The organism is Flintibacter sp. HCN-6482 (assembly GCF_037892565.1).
Classification (GTDB): domain Bacteria; phylum Bacillota; class Clostridia; order Oscillospirales; family Oscillospiraceae; genus Lawsonibacter; species Lawsonibacter aceti.
Genome location: NZ_JBBKBK010000003.1, coordinates 197,652 through 210,513 on the forward strand (window position 1 = coordinate 197,652; position 12,862 = coordinate 210,513).

Below are 12,862 nucleotides of genomic sequence, written 5' to 3' on the forward strand. Positions count from 1 at the left end.
CCTGTATGCCGAGAGCCTTAAAGGACACATACCAACATACTGATAAAATTTAGCATGCGCCCTTTCAGATAAGCCCAGTTCACAAATTAAAATGGGTCCGGCTTACTTCGGCAACTCGCTTTCTTCAACGGAAACTGCTTCAAGGTCGATATCGTTCCAATAAGATCCAATGTCTGCACTTGTAAAGTATTCAAAATTACCTGTTGAGGATTTTAGCTTGCCACTCTTTACTCCATAGCAGACATAGATCAATTCATAGGTTGTTCCGTCGGATAGATTAAATCTGAAACTGGTTATCTTCCCGCCTGTGGTTTCTTCTGTCTCTTTGAGTTTTAAGGTTAAACCCTCGAACCTATCATACAAGTCTTTTATGGTTTCTTCTGCGTCAATAACTTTCTTTTCTGCTGAAACAGGCGCCCCCGCATAGCGATACAGTTCAATGGTTTCAACATCTCCGACCTCAAATGGAAAGTCGATATTGACCGTTTTTTCCTTGCAGCCGACCAGCCCAAGCATTAAAATCAACGCTAAAACTAACGCTATGTATTTTCTCATACAGATTACCTCCTTGTTATAGTTCTATTTGCATAGACAATATCAATAAAAAATCTGAAAAACATCTCGGTTTTTATATAATATACCATTCTCGTGATTCTTTCAATGCTTGAAAATAGGTCGTTTTAGCTAAAGCGACAGAGTTAGGACCCATCAGTCCAAATGTAAAAGGGACGTTGTGGACCACCTCTTGCGGCAGGGGGGAAATCGTGATACAATACCCCCCGAATTAGACGCCTGCCTGGACAGGGTGCCAGACAGGCGCGCGATCATACCAAAGGATAGAGACCTATGACGACTTATAACGCCGGACAATATGATATCGCTATCATTGGGGCGGGCCACGCCGGGATTGAGGCTGCCCTGGCCGCCGCCCGGATGGGCCTGCGGACGCTGTGCTTTACCATCAACCTGGACGCGGTGGGTAATATGCCCTGCAATCCCGCCATCGGGGGGACAGGCAAGGGCCACCTGGTCCGGGAGCTGGACGCCCTGGGGGGAGAGATGGCACGGGCCGCCGACCAGGCCTGCATCCAGTACCGACTGCTCAACCGGAGCAAGGGCCCCGCTGTCTGGTCCTTACGGGCCCAGGCGGACCGCCGGGAGTACCAAAAGGTGATGAAACACACCTTAGAGCGCCAGGAGAACCTGTGGGTCAAACAGGCAGAGGTGGTTCAGGTGCTGACGGAGGGGGGAGCCGTATCCGGGGTGGTGACCCACACCGGGGCGGTGTACCAGGTCAGAGCCGCGGTCGTCGCCACCGGCACCTATCTGGGGGGGCGGACCATCGTGGGAGAGGTGGTCCGGGACTCCGGGCCCGACGGACTGGCGGCCGCCCTGCCGCTGACCGCCTGCCTAGTAGAGTTGGGCCTATCGATCCGTCGATTCAAGACGGGTACGCCCCCACGGGTCAACCGCCGTTCGGTGGATTTTTCGAAAATGGAGCTTCAGGAGGGGGACCGGGACGCCCAGCCCTTTTCCTTCTGGACGGACCACCATCTGGAAAACCGGGCTGTATGCTATCTCACCTACACCAATGAGAGAACTCATTCGGTGATCCGGGCCAATCTGGACCGCTCCCCTCTCTATGACGGCACCATTGAGGGCATCGGTCCCCGCTACTGCCCTTCTATTGAAACCAAGGTGGAGCGGTTCCCAGACAAGGAGCGCCACCAACTGTTCATTGAACCCATGGGGCTGGATACCGAGGAGCTGTATATTCAGGGCCTCTCCTCCTCCCTGCCGGAGGAGGTCCAGATTCAGATGCTCCACACGATTCCCGGCCTGGAACAGGCCGAGATGACACGCCCCGCCTATGCCATCGAGTACGACTGCATGGACCCCACCGGCCTGCTCCCTACCTTGGAAACAAAGACGGTGTCCGGCCTATATGGAGCGGGACAGTTTAACGGCTCCTCCGGCTATGAGGAGGCGGCGGTCCAGGGCTTTGTGGCCGGTGTCAATGCCGCCCTGAAGATACTGGGAAAGCCCCCCCTGGTCCTCCGGCGGGACCAGGGATACATCGGCGTCCTCATCGACGACCTGGTGACAAAGGGGACCAACGAGCCGTACCGCATGATGACCTCCCGCACAGAATACCGCCTTCTCCACCGCCAGGACAACGCCGACCGGCGGCTGGCCTCCATCGGGCGGGAATTGGGGCTGCTCTCTGAGACGCAATATGGGCGAGTGCTGGAAAAGGGCCGGGCGGTGGAGCTGGAGGTCCGCCGTCTGGAACACACGGGCACCCCGCCCTCCCCTGAGCTGGACCGGCTGCTGGAGGAGCGGGGCGAGCCCCAGGTGAGGAATGGGGCCAAGCTGGCCGACCTGCTGCGCCGGCCCAGGCTGACCTACGCTGATCTGGCCCCCTTTGACCCGGACCGCCCGGACCTGGCCCCCGCCGTGGCCAGCGAGGCAGAGATCACCATTAAATATGAAGGCTATATCCAGCGGCAGCTGCGCCAGGTGGAGGAGGTCAAGCGGCTGGAGGCCCGGCCTCTGCCTGCGGACCTGGACTACCAGTCCATCCAGGGACTGCGGCTGGAGGCCCGGCAGAAGCTGAATGATATCCGCCCCCAAAACCTGGGCCAAGCCAGCCGGGTGTCCGGGGTATCCCCGGCGGACGTGGCGGTGCTGATGGTATATTTGAAGCAAAATAACAGCATCTGATTTTGGAGGACCATCCATGGATGTTTTTATGCTATGGCACATATACGAGCAAAGAGATGGCACTGGTATTCATAATGAGGAAAAGCTGATCGGCGTTTTTTCCTCGAAGGCCAACGCGCGGGAAGCAATAGAACGCTTAAAAGATAAGGAAGGATTTCGGGATCTCCCCCAATGCTGTTTTGAGATTCATAAGACAGAGATGGACCGGATCAGCTGGGAAGATGGATTTACTACGATCCGTTGGAGGGAAGCTGAACCATGAACCTGACACAAATCAAGGGCAATACCTGGGTGCTGGAGGGACAGGAGTTTATCCCTCTTTATAGGCTGGATGAGCGCCGCTGCGTCCTGCTGGACAACGGTCTGGTCCAGGAGCAGAAGGAGCTAGAGGAGAGCCTGAAGGGGGCCGGACTGGTCCCGGCGGGCATCCTGTGCTCCCACGCCCATATCGACCACTGTGGAAACAGCGCCTATCTCCAGCGGAAATACGGTATACCGGAAGCGCTTACCGCTCCGGAAGCGGGGATGTGCGCCAATCTGCTGACGCTGAAGTGCTATTTTCTCACCCTGCCGCCTGAAACGGTGGCGGAGGAGTCCTCCAATATGATTCATACCCCCGACGTGATTATCCCGCCAGGGGACGGCCCCTTCTCCTTCTGCGGCGCGGAGTTTCACATCGTCCACACCCCAGGCCACTCCGCTGGCCACATCTGTACGGTCACGCCGGACAATGTGTGCTATACAGCTGACGCCCTGTTGAGCTATGAGATGATAGAGGCCAAGCTGCCATACAGCTTGAGCCACCAGGCGGCTATTGATAGCCGGGAAAAGCTGCGGGGGCTGGGGTGCGACTACTATATTATGGCCCATCGGGGGGTGTGCGGTTCCGGGGAGATCGACACGCTTATTGAGGAGAACCAGAAGCTGGTTCGGCGCCGGGCCCAGGAGATATTCGAGCTGGTGGACCGGCCCATGACGGCCAGTGAGATCGACCAGGCCGCCTGCGCCCGCTATGAGCTGTACACCAGAAAGAACCGGCGGGCCCTGCGCTTTGAGCGGAATATCCGCTTCTTTGTGGAGTATCTGGTGGATACAGGGCAGCTGGAAATGTCATGCCAGAGGGGCGTAGTGCTGTACAGCCGTCCCAAGGCTTGAGCCCCCTTCGGTCTCTGACAGAAAAAGATAGACAGGCGCTTGTGGAACGGAGCAGTTCCTGATATACTGACTCTAGCTTATGCAAATATGAAAGGAGCTTTTGTCATGAAAGAGATCATTTCCACCGAAAAGGCGCCTGCCGCCATCGGACCCTACTCCCAGGCGGTCAAGGCCGGAAACCTGCTGTTCATTTCGGGGCAGATCCCCGTGGACCCCGCTACCGGCGAGGTGGTAGAGGCCACTATCCAGGCCCAGACAGCTCAGTCGCTGACCAATCTGAAGGCCATCCTGGCCCATGCGGGCGGGACGATGGGCCATGTGGTGAAGACCACAGTGTTTCTCAGCGATATGGAAAACTTTGTGGAGATGAACCGGGTATATAAGACCTTTTTTGAGGCCGAATGCCCCGCCCGCTCCGCTGTCCAGGTGGCCCGGCTGCCCAAGGACGTACTGGTGGAGATCGAGGCCATCGCCGTCCTGTAAGAACTATCCTGCGCTTGCGGCCTGGTTTGGATATATAAGCTATGGTGTTTCAGGCGCGCGTCGGAAGAAAATCGCGGAAAAGGCTTGCAATCCGGGAAAAATTGTGGTACACTTTCCTGTACTTCCGGGTTCGCCTGGATAATTTCTGGAATCTGTGCCCCACCGGGCCTTGAAAGGAACGAAAACAATGCTGAATATGATTCTTACTGTCCTCCAGGTCCTGTGTGGTCTGGCTGTTATCGCTGTGGTTATGCTCCAGTCTGGTAAGAGCGCCGGCCTGTCTGGTGCCATCGCCGGTGGCGCGGACACCTTCCTGTCCAAAAATAAGGCCAAGAGCGTGGATGCCAAACTGGCCAAGATGACCAAGTGGGTGGCCATCCTCTGGATCCTGCTGACCTTGTCCCTGAGCATCGTACACTGATCAAAAAGCGCCCCGTCCATCTGGACGGGGCGCTCTTCTTATCTCCAGGATAAAATACACCGTGTTCTGGCCTCCGTCAGAACACGGTGCAGCTTATTTTTGCAGTCAGGACTTCTTTCGGGAAGCCTCCCGCATCCGGTCGCCGTGGTCCAGCAGCCGCTTGCGGAGACGGAGATTCTCCGGGGTACACTCCAACAGCTCGTCGTCAGCCAGGAACTCCAGGCACTGCTCCAGGGACAGGACCTTTGGGGGCACCAGGCGGAGGGCCTCGTCAGAGCCGGAGGCCCGCATATTGGTCAGCTGCTTCTTCTTGCAGACATTGACGGAGATATCCTCCGCCTTGGGGCACTCGCCCACGATCATGCCGCCGTAGACAGGGGTGCCGGGGCCGATAAACAGCTGGCCCCGCTCCTGGGCGTTAAACAGGCCGTAGGTCACCGCCTCGCCAGTCTCGAAGGCCACCAGCGAGCCGGTGGAGCGGCGGCTGATCTCCCCCTTCATGGGGGCGTAGCGGTCAAAGACAGAGGCCATGATGCCCTCTCCCTTGGTATCAGTGAGGAACTCGTTGCGATAGCCGAACAACCCGCGGGAGGGGACCAGAAATTCTACCTTCATCCGGTCGCCCACAGGGGTCATCTCCACCAGATCCCCCTTCCGGGAGCCGATCTTCTCCATCACGGCGCCTACACAGTCAGAGGGGACGTCCACCACCAGTCGCTCAATGGGTTCGCACTTCACTCCGTCGATCTCCTGGTACAACACACGGGGCGGGGAGACCTGGAGCTCATAGCCCTCCCGGCGCATGGTCTCAATGAGGATGGACAGGGACATCTCTCCCCGGCCGGCCACGTTGAAGGAGTCGGTGGAACCCTCCACCTCGCTTACCTTTAAAGATACGTCCTTCATAGTCTCCCGGAACAGGCGCTCCCGGAGTTGCCGGCTGGTGACGAACTTGCCCTCCCGGCCGGCAAAGGGGGAGTCGTTGACGGAGAAAGTCATCTCGATGGTGGGCGCGGAAATCTTGACAAACTCAATGGGTTCCACCTTGTCGGGGGCGCAGATGGTGTCCCCAATGGTGATATCCCCAATGCCGCTCATGGCTACGATGCTGCCCGCCTCCGCCTGCTGGACGGGCACCTTGGACAGGCCGTCAAACTCATACAGGGCGGACACCTTGGCCTTCTTGGGGGCGGCGTCCGGGTCGTGGTAGTTACACACCGCAATCTCCTGGTTTTGGCGGATAGTGCCCCGCTCAATCCGGCCGATGGCGATGCGGCCCACGAACTCGTTATAATCAATGGAGGACACCAGCATCTGGAAGGGGGCCTCCAGGTCCACCTCGGGGGCGGGGATGTAGTCAATGATGGTATCAAACAGGGGCTTCAAGTCGCTGCCCGCCACATCAGGCTGGACGGAGGCAGTGCCTTGCCGGCCGGAGCAGAACAGCATAGGGCTGTCCAACTGCTCGTCGGTGGCGTCCAGGTCCAGCAGCAGCTCCAGCACCTCGTCGATGACCTCGTATACCCGCTGGTCAGGGCGGTCGATCTTGTTGACCACCACGATGACCCGGTGGCCCAGTTCCAGGGCCTTAGACAGCACAAAGCGGGTCTGGGGCATGGGCCCTTCGGCGGCGTCCACCAGCAGGATGACTCCGTTAACCATCTTCAAGATGCGCTCCACCTCGCCGCCAAAGTCGGCGTGGCCCGGCGTGTCTACGATGTTGATTTTTACATCGCCGTACTGGACGGCGGTGTTCTTGGCGGTAATGGTGATGCCCCGCTCCCTCTCCAGGTCGTTGGAGTCCATGACCCGATCCACCACGGCCTGATTTTCCCGGTAGACACCGGACTGCTTCAACAGCTCGTCCACCAGGGTGGTCTTGCCGTGGTCCACGTGGGCGATGATGGCGACATTTCTCAACTTTTCATTTTTCATGCAGTGATTCTCCTTACCTATGGCAAAACCACTCGGAGCCCTATTGCCCATGGGGCGCGCCGAATGGCGTGTATAAAATACTGCGCGGGGCAGGAGCTCGTCGGTGGAGAGACCAGCGCCCGCCCAACATCCATTAATAATTTCTCCGAGACACAGGGTCACAGGAGGGACTTGTTCCATGTGGCAGAGGAAGCTTGAGTTTCAGACGTGGTATTATATCTCCAATCCGAAAAAAAAGCAACGGCTTTCCAAAAAAATCAGACTCTATCTACAATCGTTGGCACCATGTTACAGGTTTTTCGCAAAGAAAGGAAACCTTTTTCGTCAATTTTCGTCTGACTAAATAGAAAGGCCCTACTACTTCCCTGGAAGGGGCACCCAGAAAATCGAAAAAATGTTCGAAAAATGTCTTGACAGACTCGAACATCTGTTGTATTTTTAAAACAGAACATTTGTTCCGTTTTGGAGAGACTGAAAAAAGTCCGTTTTATAGGACGTTTTATTTCTTATAGTAGGTTCAAAGCGTTAGGAGGGATCTTGGATGCAGACGATCTATTATACTACCACCCATTTTGTCCGCCACACAGGAAATGTGGTAGATCTGGAGGAGTACCGCCGGAAGCTAGCCCTGACTAGAGAGGGCAACTTGGCCCCTCTGCCGGAGGAGCGGGAGGAACCGGAAGCGCCCCGCCTGCATCTGGTGGCAGTTCAGGACCGACGTGCCCGGAACTCCAACAGGGCGGCCCGCCGGGCTTGGGCGCTGGATATTTGTGCCAGCATGGGCGTGCTCCTCATGACACTGACGTTTACCCTTCGTGTGCTGGCGGTGTAAGGCCGTTTTGGATGCTTCCCGCTCATTTCTTCCCTCATCCCGGCAAAATCACTGAAATTTTGGCGGAGGCCGCTCCAATTTTGGGCGGCCCCCGCCTTTTTGTGGTAATTTCCGCCGATGGAAAGAAAAAATACAATATTTTATTGCGGATGCCGGGCTATAAAATTCCCCCCGATTGAGGAAAACGAACTCGTCGAGTTTTGGCAAAGGGGTTGACGTGACGGCGGAAACCGTGTATATTCTACTTTGTAACCAAATTGTAACTCTTTTATCCGATCTGTAATTTTTTCGCGTCGTCGATTGCGAGGGATACCATGAGCGAATATCGGGAGCGGTCACGGAGGAGGTCCTCCGGTCCGCGGCCAAATCAAAAGCAGCCAAAGGAAAAGATCAACTGGGCGCAGCTCCGTCTTGGACTGATCCGCCAGTGCAAAGGGACGGGCGAGTGGGCCCGCATCCATTTCCGCCGCTGGGTCCATGTGCTCCACAGCGAATCGGGCGGCCGGTGGACTGTGGGGCCCGCCTCCTTTTTGGGTGTGTCCGCTGCCCTAGGGCTGGCGCTGACCATCACCACTCTCTACTCCTCCAGTTACGCCGTCACCGTAGACGGAGAGAAGGTGGGCGTGGTGGCCGACCAGGATATCGTATCCGCCGCCATTCAGGAGGTGGAGGCGGAGGGATCCTCCCTGCTGGGCTATGACTACCAGGTGGAAGGGGACATCGACTATCAGTTTACCCTGACGCTGAAGACCGAGCTGGACGGAGAAAAGGAGATCGAAAATTACTTTTACGACCAGCTCAACTCGGTCAGCGACCATCTGCGCAAATACCAGGTGTCCGTGGATGGAGAGGTCATCGGCGTGGTCAAGGACGAGGCTGCCCTCAACGAGATGCTGGACCAGATGCAGGACCAGTACGTCACAGAGAATACCGTATCCGCTGACTTCGTGGAGGATGTATCGGTAGACTATATCTACTCCGCCGACAATATGATGACTGTCGAGGAGATGCACCAGGCCCTGACGGCCAATACCACCGGCGAGACCACTTACACCGTGGTCAAGGGGGATACCTATAACGGCATCGCCTACGCCAACGACATGTCCCTCAGTGATCTGATGGCCCTCAATCCCCAGGCGGATATCAACCGGCTGATGATCGGAGACGTGGTCAACGTGAAGGAGGTCATCCCCACCGTATCGGTGGAGACCGTGGAAGAGGTCACCTATCACGAGGCCATCGCCTGCCCCGTGGAGACCCAGGAGGACAGCTCCATGTATAAGGGGGACTCCAAGATCCTCGTTCAGGGCGAGGAGGGCGAGGCGCTGGTAGAGGCCACCGTTACCTATGTGAACGGCGTGGAGAAGGAGCGGGACATCCAGAGCTCCACCACGCTCCGGGAGCCCACCACCACCATTAAAGCGGTGGGGACCAAGGAGAAGCCTAAGACAGCCTCCAAGGGCTATTTCATCTGGCCCATTAAGGGGAAGATCAACTCCTACTTCGGCGGCCGATATATTTTTGGCAGTTACAGTTACCACTCAGGTCTGGATATCAAGGCCAGCTACGGCGCCTCCATCAAGGCAGCGGACGGCGGAACCGTCACCTTCGCGGGCTGGAAGGGTACCTACGGCAATCTGGTCATTATCACCCACGACAACGGGACGCAGACCTATTACGCCCATAACTCCTCCCTTCTGGTCTCCGCTGGGGAGAAGGTGTACCAGGGCCAAGTTATCGCCAAGGCGGGCAGCACTGGCCGGTCCACTGGCAATCACTGCCACTTCGAGGTCCGCGTGAACGGCAGCGCTGTTAACCCCTTGAATTATCTGAAATAAAAAAGGCCGCGGTCTTTATAGACCGCGGCCTCTTTGTGCCTTTTTAGTTCCAGGGGGCCAGCTCCACCCGGACAAAATAGCCCTGGGGATGGCGGCAGACAGGACACTGAGCCGGGGCGGCCGTGGAGGTGACTACCCAGCCACAGTGGAGGCAGGTCCATTGCACTTCCACGTCAGAAAAGAACAACTGGCCTTTCTCCAGCAGGTCAGCGAATTTTCCGAACCGGTCTCCGTGAGTCTGCTCTACCCGCGCGATATTCTCAAATAGCTTACCGACCAGGGGGAAGCCCTCGGACATGGCCACCTGGGCAAAGTGCTGGTAGTCGTGCTCCCACTCCTGATACTCGTTATGCTGGGCCGCCCGCAGATGGGCCAGCAGGTTGTCATACAGGTCCACGGGGTAGGTGCCGTCGATCTGGATGGTCTGGCCGTTAAGCTGGGCCAGTTGGCCATAGAACTGCTTGGCGTGGGTCTTTTCCTGGTCGGCGGTGAACAAAAAGACACCCCGGAGCACCTCCAGCCCCTCCTTGTGGGCAATGCCGGCGGCGATGGTATAACGGTTCCGGGCCTGGCTCTCCCCCGCGAAAGCACGCATCAGGTTCTCCCTGGTCTGGCTGTGGGCAAAGGCCTGCATATTGTCGGACATAAAGCTCCCTCCTCGGTATAAAATATGGATTCCCCCACAGTATGCCCAGGGAGCGGAACCTTTACTCCCGGCAAGAGCGGGATGTCCTGGGCTTTTTTTGGCCTTTTTCTTGCCTTTTCCGTAGAGGGGCATTATAATAGGAGCAATGACGGGGTGTCTTGTCACCCGAAACTAAGGAGGCTTTCTCAAATGAAAGCAAAGACCAACTTGACCATGCTCTGCGACTTCTACGAGCTGACGATGGCCAACGGCTACTTCCAGACCGGGCTGGCCGACCGGATCTGCTATTTTGACGTGTTCTATCGCTCGGTCCCCGACAAGGGCGGCTTTGCCCTGGCCGCCGGCCTGGCCCAAGTCGTCGAGTATATCCAGGAGCTGCGCTTTGACGAGGAGGACCTGGGCTATCTTCGGAGCAAGGGCTGCTTCAGCGAGGAGTTCCTCGACTTCCTCCGGGACTTCCGGTTTACCGGCGACATCTGGGCCGTGCCGGAGGGCACCCCCGTATTCCCCGGCGAGCCCCTGCTCACTGTTCGGGCACCCGCTATCCAGGCCCAGTTTATCGAAACCTTCCTGCTGCTCACCCTGAACCACCAATCCCTGATCGCCACCAAATCCAACCGTATCGTTCGGGCGGCGGAGGGCCGGCCTGTGGCGGAATTTGGCTCCCGCCGGGCCCACGGGCCGGACGGCGCCCTGCTGGGCGCCCGTGCCAGTTATATCGCCGGCTGCTCGGCCACGGCCTGCACCATGGCCGACCAGTGGTATGGCTCCCCCGCCACCGGCACCATGGCCCACTCCTGGGTCCAGATGTTCCCCGACGAGTACACCGCGTTTAAGACGTACTGCCAGCTCTACCCCAACAACGCCACCCTGCTGGTGGACACCTATAACGTGCTCAAGTCCGGCGTGCCCAATGCCATCCGGGCCTTTCAGGAGGTCCTGCTGCCCCAGGGGATCACCAAGTGTGGGATTCGGCTGGACTCCGGCGACTTGACTTACCTGTCTCAGAAGGCGCGGGAGATGCTGGACGAGGCGGGGCTGACCGGCTGCAAGATCGTGGCCTCCAATGCCCTGGACGAGTATATCATCCGGGACTTGGTCCGCCAGGGGGCCCGTATTGACTCCTTTGGCGTGGGCGAGCGGCTCATTACCTCCCGCTCCGAGCCTGTCTTTGGCGGGGTGTATAAGCTGGCTGCCATCGAGGACGACCAGGGCAATATCATTCCCAAGATCAAGATCAGCGAGAACGCCGCCAAGATTACCACACCTCATTTTAAGAAAGTATACCGCATTTTCTCCAAGGACACAGGAAAGGCGGAGGCCGACCTGATCTGCCTCCACGACGAGGAGTTTGACTTTGACCAGCCGCTGGAGCTCTTTGACCCGGACGCCACCTGGAAGCGAAAGGTCTTTACCAGCATCGAGGCCCGGGAGCTGCTGGTTCCTGTGTTCCGGGGAGGCGAGCTGGTGTACCAGGTCCCCGACCTGCAGACCAGCCGGGCCTACTGCCAACGACAGGTGGATGCCCTGTGGGACGAGGTCAAGCGGTTCGAGAACCCCCATAACTACTATGTGGACCTGTCTCAGAAGCTGTGGGATATCAAGCAGGGTTTGCTGAACAGCCACGAGATGAAGTAAACAGGATCAAATGAGCCCTCCGGCCAAACGGCCGGAGGGCTGTTTTTCTATGATATTTGTCAAAAGGCACTTGACATACCTCGTTTCTCTAGGTATTATATACCTAGAGAAACGAGGTATTTGGCGTGGAAGATTTCCCAGGAAAGAAAGGATGAACGAAATGAAGTTTGACAAGGGCCTGATGGCGGGGAGCAGTACGCTGCTGGTGCTGTCCCTGCTGGAGAGCGGAGATATGTATGGCTATCAGATGATTGAGGAGCTGGCCCGCCGATCCAACGATGCCTTTCAGATGAAGGAGGGCACTCTCTACCCTATCCTCCATGCCCTGGAGCAGGGCAAGTATCTGACCTCTTACCAACAGGAGGCCCCCACGGGACGGCAGCGGAAGTATTACCGCCTGACCAGGCGGGGACGGGAACTGCTGGCCGACAAAAAGGAGGAGTGGAAGAACTTTCGTCAGGGCGTCAGCGACGTGCTGTCCGGCGGGGCCAACGCCCTGGGGCTGGCGTGAGAGGAACAGCCATGAAGAAAAGCGCCTTTCGGTTGACCCGTGGACAGAGGACTGTGCGAAATGTGGTAATTTTCCTGCTGGCTGTGGCCGTTTGGGTCGCTTTGCCTAAGATACCACTGTGGATTATCGAGGGGCAGATTCGGGCAGAGGCCCGGCGGGCTGGAGTGGAGCGGATCGAGGTGCTGTGGGCGGGAGCCATAGCCTGTGAGTCTGGCGACGGCGGCCATTTTCCCCTCTATGAATACAGCCTGCCAATGGTGCTGGCTCGGGGCGGAGGCCGGCTGTGGAGGGGTTATCTGACTACCTATGAAGGGGACGCCCATTTCGGCGGGGTCAGTAGTTGTCCGGAGCCCCAGGGACCGGCCCTGGTTTACCTGGCAGAGCCGGGAAATGGTGGGATCATTCCGGAAAATCCCCTCATCGGGGCGTGGATGGCGGCGATGGATCTGCCTGAGGAGGCGGCTGCCGTCAAGTCCATTCTGGATTTCCGGGGAGGCGGCCTTTCCTATGGCACCAGCGACCGGGAATCCGACGACCGGGTGATTCTGACCACCATTCCCCGTCAGGTGACGGAGGTCAACGGAGGTTCCGATTTTCCCTATATCCTGGAGCTGTTGGACAGCGAGGGTACTGTGTTGGAGCAAGTCCGGGGCAGTCTGACCGACCAATGGAGGTGAGG

The 12,862-nt window shown here is 57.7% G+C and carries 13 protein-coding genes; 10 read left to right on the plus strand and 3 right to left on the minus strand.

Annotated elements, in window-relative coordinates:
* Positions 1-102: 102 nt before the first annotated feature.
* Positions 103-555, minus strand: a complete 453-nt coding sequence (locus tag WKS99_RS10550) for a hypothetical protein (RefSeq protein ID WP_186852909.1) — start codon at positions 553-555, stop codon at positions 103-105.
* 291 nt (positions 556-846) lie between these two features.
* Here WKS99_RS10550 and mnmG point away from each other — a divergent pair, with 291 nt between their 5' ends.
* The 5 genes from mnmG (at position 847) to secG (ending at position 4,783) form a co-directional block, all read left to right on the plus strand.
* Positions 847-2,724 carry a tRNA uridine-5-carboxymethylaminomethyl(34) synthesis enzyme MnmG gene (gene mnmG, locus WKS99_RS10555; protein ID WP_186852908.1) on the plus strand — a complete coding sequence of 626 codons (1,878 nt, stop codon included), beginning with the start codon at positions 847-849 and terminating at the stop codon, positions 2,722-2,724.
* A gap of 16 nt (positions 2,725-2,740) precedes the next feature.
* On the plus strand, positions 2,741-2,986 hold the full coding sequence (locus WKS99_RS10560) for a DUF7336 domain-containing protein (RefSeq protein ID WP_147572439.1): 246 nt from the start codon (positions 2,741-2,743) through the stop codon (positions 2,984-2,986).
* Complete coding sequence (locus tag WKS99_RS10565) at positions 2,983-3,879, plus strand: MBL fold metallo-hydrolase (RefSeq protein ID WP_147572438.1); 897 nt, start codon at positions 2,983-2,985, stop codon at positions 3,877-3,879. Before WKS99_RS10560 ends, WKS99_RS10565 begins: the two co-directional genes overlap by 4 nt.
* A gap of 105 nt (positions 3,880-3,984) precedes the next feature.
* Complete coding sequence (locus WKS99_RS10570; protein ID WP_147572437.1) at positions 3,985-4,362, plus strand: RidA family protein; 378 nt, start codon at positions 3,985-3,987, stop codon at positions 4,360-4,362.
* A gap of 187 nt (positions 4,363-4,549) precedes the next feature.
* Positions 4,550-4,783 carry a preprotein translocase subunit SecG gene (gene secG, locus WKS99_RS10575; protein ID WP_147572436.1) on the plus strand — a complete coding sequence of 78 codons (234 nt, stop codon included), beginning with the start codon at positions 4,550-4,552 and terminating at the stop codon, positions 4,781-4,783.
* A gap of 105 nt (positions 4,784-4,888) precedes the next feature.
* On the opposite strand, the gene typA is transcribed toward secG, so the two are convergent.
* A complete protein-coding gene (typA, locus tag WKS99_RS10580) occupies positions 4,889-6,718 on the minus strand; it encodes a translational GTPase TypA (RefSeq protein ID WP_147572435.1) in 1,830 nt (609 codons plus the stop codon).
* 541 nt (positions 6,719-7,259) lie between these two features.
* Here typA and WKS99_RS10585 point away from each other — a divergent pair.
* Complete coding sequence (locus WKS99_RS10585) at positions 7,260-7,550, plus strand: hypothetical protein (RefSeq protein WP_147572434.1); 291 nt, start codon at positions 7,260-7,262, stop codon at positions 7,548-7,550.
* A gap of 314 nt (positions 7,551-7,864) precedes the next feature.
* Complete coding sequence (locus WKS99_RS10590; RefSeq protein WP_147572433.1) at positions 7,865-9,388, plus strand: peptidoglycan DD-metalloendopeptidase family protein; 1,524 nt, start codon at positions 7,865-7,867, stop codon at positions 9,386-9,388.
* Positions 9,389-9,431: 43 nt separating this feature from the next.
* Here the strand turns inward: WKS99_RS10590 and rbr are convergent, their stop codons facing one another.
* Entirely contained in the window at positions 9,432-10,034 is a 603-nt protein-coding gene (gene rbr, locus WKS99_RS10595; protein WP_240286421.1) for a rubrerythrin, read from the minus strand.
* A 189-nt stretch (positions 10,035-10,223) separates the two neighbouring features.
* Here rbr and WKS99_RS10600 point away from each other — a divergent pair, with 189 nt between their 5' ends.
* The 3 genes from WKS99_RS10600 (at position 10,224) to WKS99_RS10610 (ending at position 12,860) form a co-directional block, all read left to right on the plus strand.
* Positions 10,224-11,672: a nicotinate phosphoribosyltransferase gene (locus tag WKS99_RS10600; RefSeq protein ID WP_262669520.1), complete on the plus strand. Its 1,449-nt coding sequence runs from the start codon at positions 10,224-10,226 to the stop codon at positions 11,670-11,672.
* Between the two features lie 151 nt (positions 11,673-11,823).
* The gene (locus WKS99_RS10605) at positions 11,824-12,183 is read left to right on the plus strand and encodes a PadR family transcriptional regulator (protein ID WP_317246513.1); all 360 of its coding nucleotides are present in this window, start codon (positions 11,824-11,826) and stop codon (positions 12,181-12,183) included.
* Positions 12,184-12,194: 11 nt separating this feature from the next.
* Positions 12,195-12,860, plus strand: coding sequence for a hypothetical protein (locus tag WKS99_RS10610; protein ID WP_340405917.1), 666 nt, complete (start codon positions 12,195-12,197; stop codon positions 12,858-12,860).
* The last annotated feature ends 2 nt before the right edge of the window (positions 12,861-12,862 follow it).

Bases quoted from the DNA above. Each gene is read 5' to 3' on its own strand.
- WKS99_RS10565 (WP_147572438.1), top strand. From the start codon at position 2,983: ATGAACCTGACACAAATCAAGGGCAATACCTGGGTGCTGGAGGGACAG.
- mnmG (WP_186852908.1), top strand. From the start codon at position 847: ATGACGACTTATAACGCCGGACAATATGATATCGCTATCATTGGGGCG.
- rbr (WP_240286421.1), bottom strand. From the start codon at position 10,034: ATGTCCGACAATATGCAGGCCTTTGCCCACAGCCAGACCAGGGAGAAC.
- WKS99_RS10560 (WP_147572439.1), top strand. From the start codon at position 2,741: ATGGATGTTTTTATGCTATGGCACATATACGAGCAAAGAGATGGCACT.
- WKS99_RS10585 (WP_147572434.1), top strand. From the start codon at position 7,260: ATGCAGACGATCTATTATACTACCACCCATTTTGTCCGCCACACAGGA.
- typA (WP_147572435.1), bottom strand. From the start codon at position 6,718: ATGAAAAATGAAAAGTTGAGAAATGTCGCCATCATCGCCCACGTGGAC.
- WKS99_RS10610 (WP_340405917.1), top strand. From the start codon at position 12,195: ATGAAGAAAAGCGCCTTTCGGTTGACCCGTGGACAGAGGACTGTGCGA.
- WKS99_RS10600 (WP_262669520.1), top strand. From the start codon at position 10,224: ATGAAAGCAAAGACCAACTTGACCATGCTCTGCGACTTCTACGAGCTG.
- secG (WP_147572436.1), top strand. From the start codon at position 4,550: ATGCTGAATATGATTCTTACTGTCCTCCAGGTCCTGTGTGGTCTGGCT.
- WKS99_RS10605 (WP_317246513.1), top strand. From the start codon at position 11,824: ATGAACGAAATGAAGTTTGACAAGGGCCTGATGGCGGGGAGCAGTACG.
- WKS99_RS10570 (WP_147572437.1), top strand. From the start codon at position 3,985: ATGAAAGAGATCATTTCCACCGAAAAGGCGCCTGCCGCCATCGGACCC.
- WKS99_RS10590 (WP_147572433.1), top strand. From the start codon at position 7,865: ATGAGCGAATATCGGGAGCGGTCACGGAGGAGGTCCTCCGGTCCGCGG.
- WKS99_RS10550 (WP_186852909.1), bottom strand. From the start codon at position 555: ATGAGAAAATACATAGCGTTAGTTTTAGCGTTGATTTTAATGCTTGGG.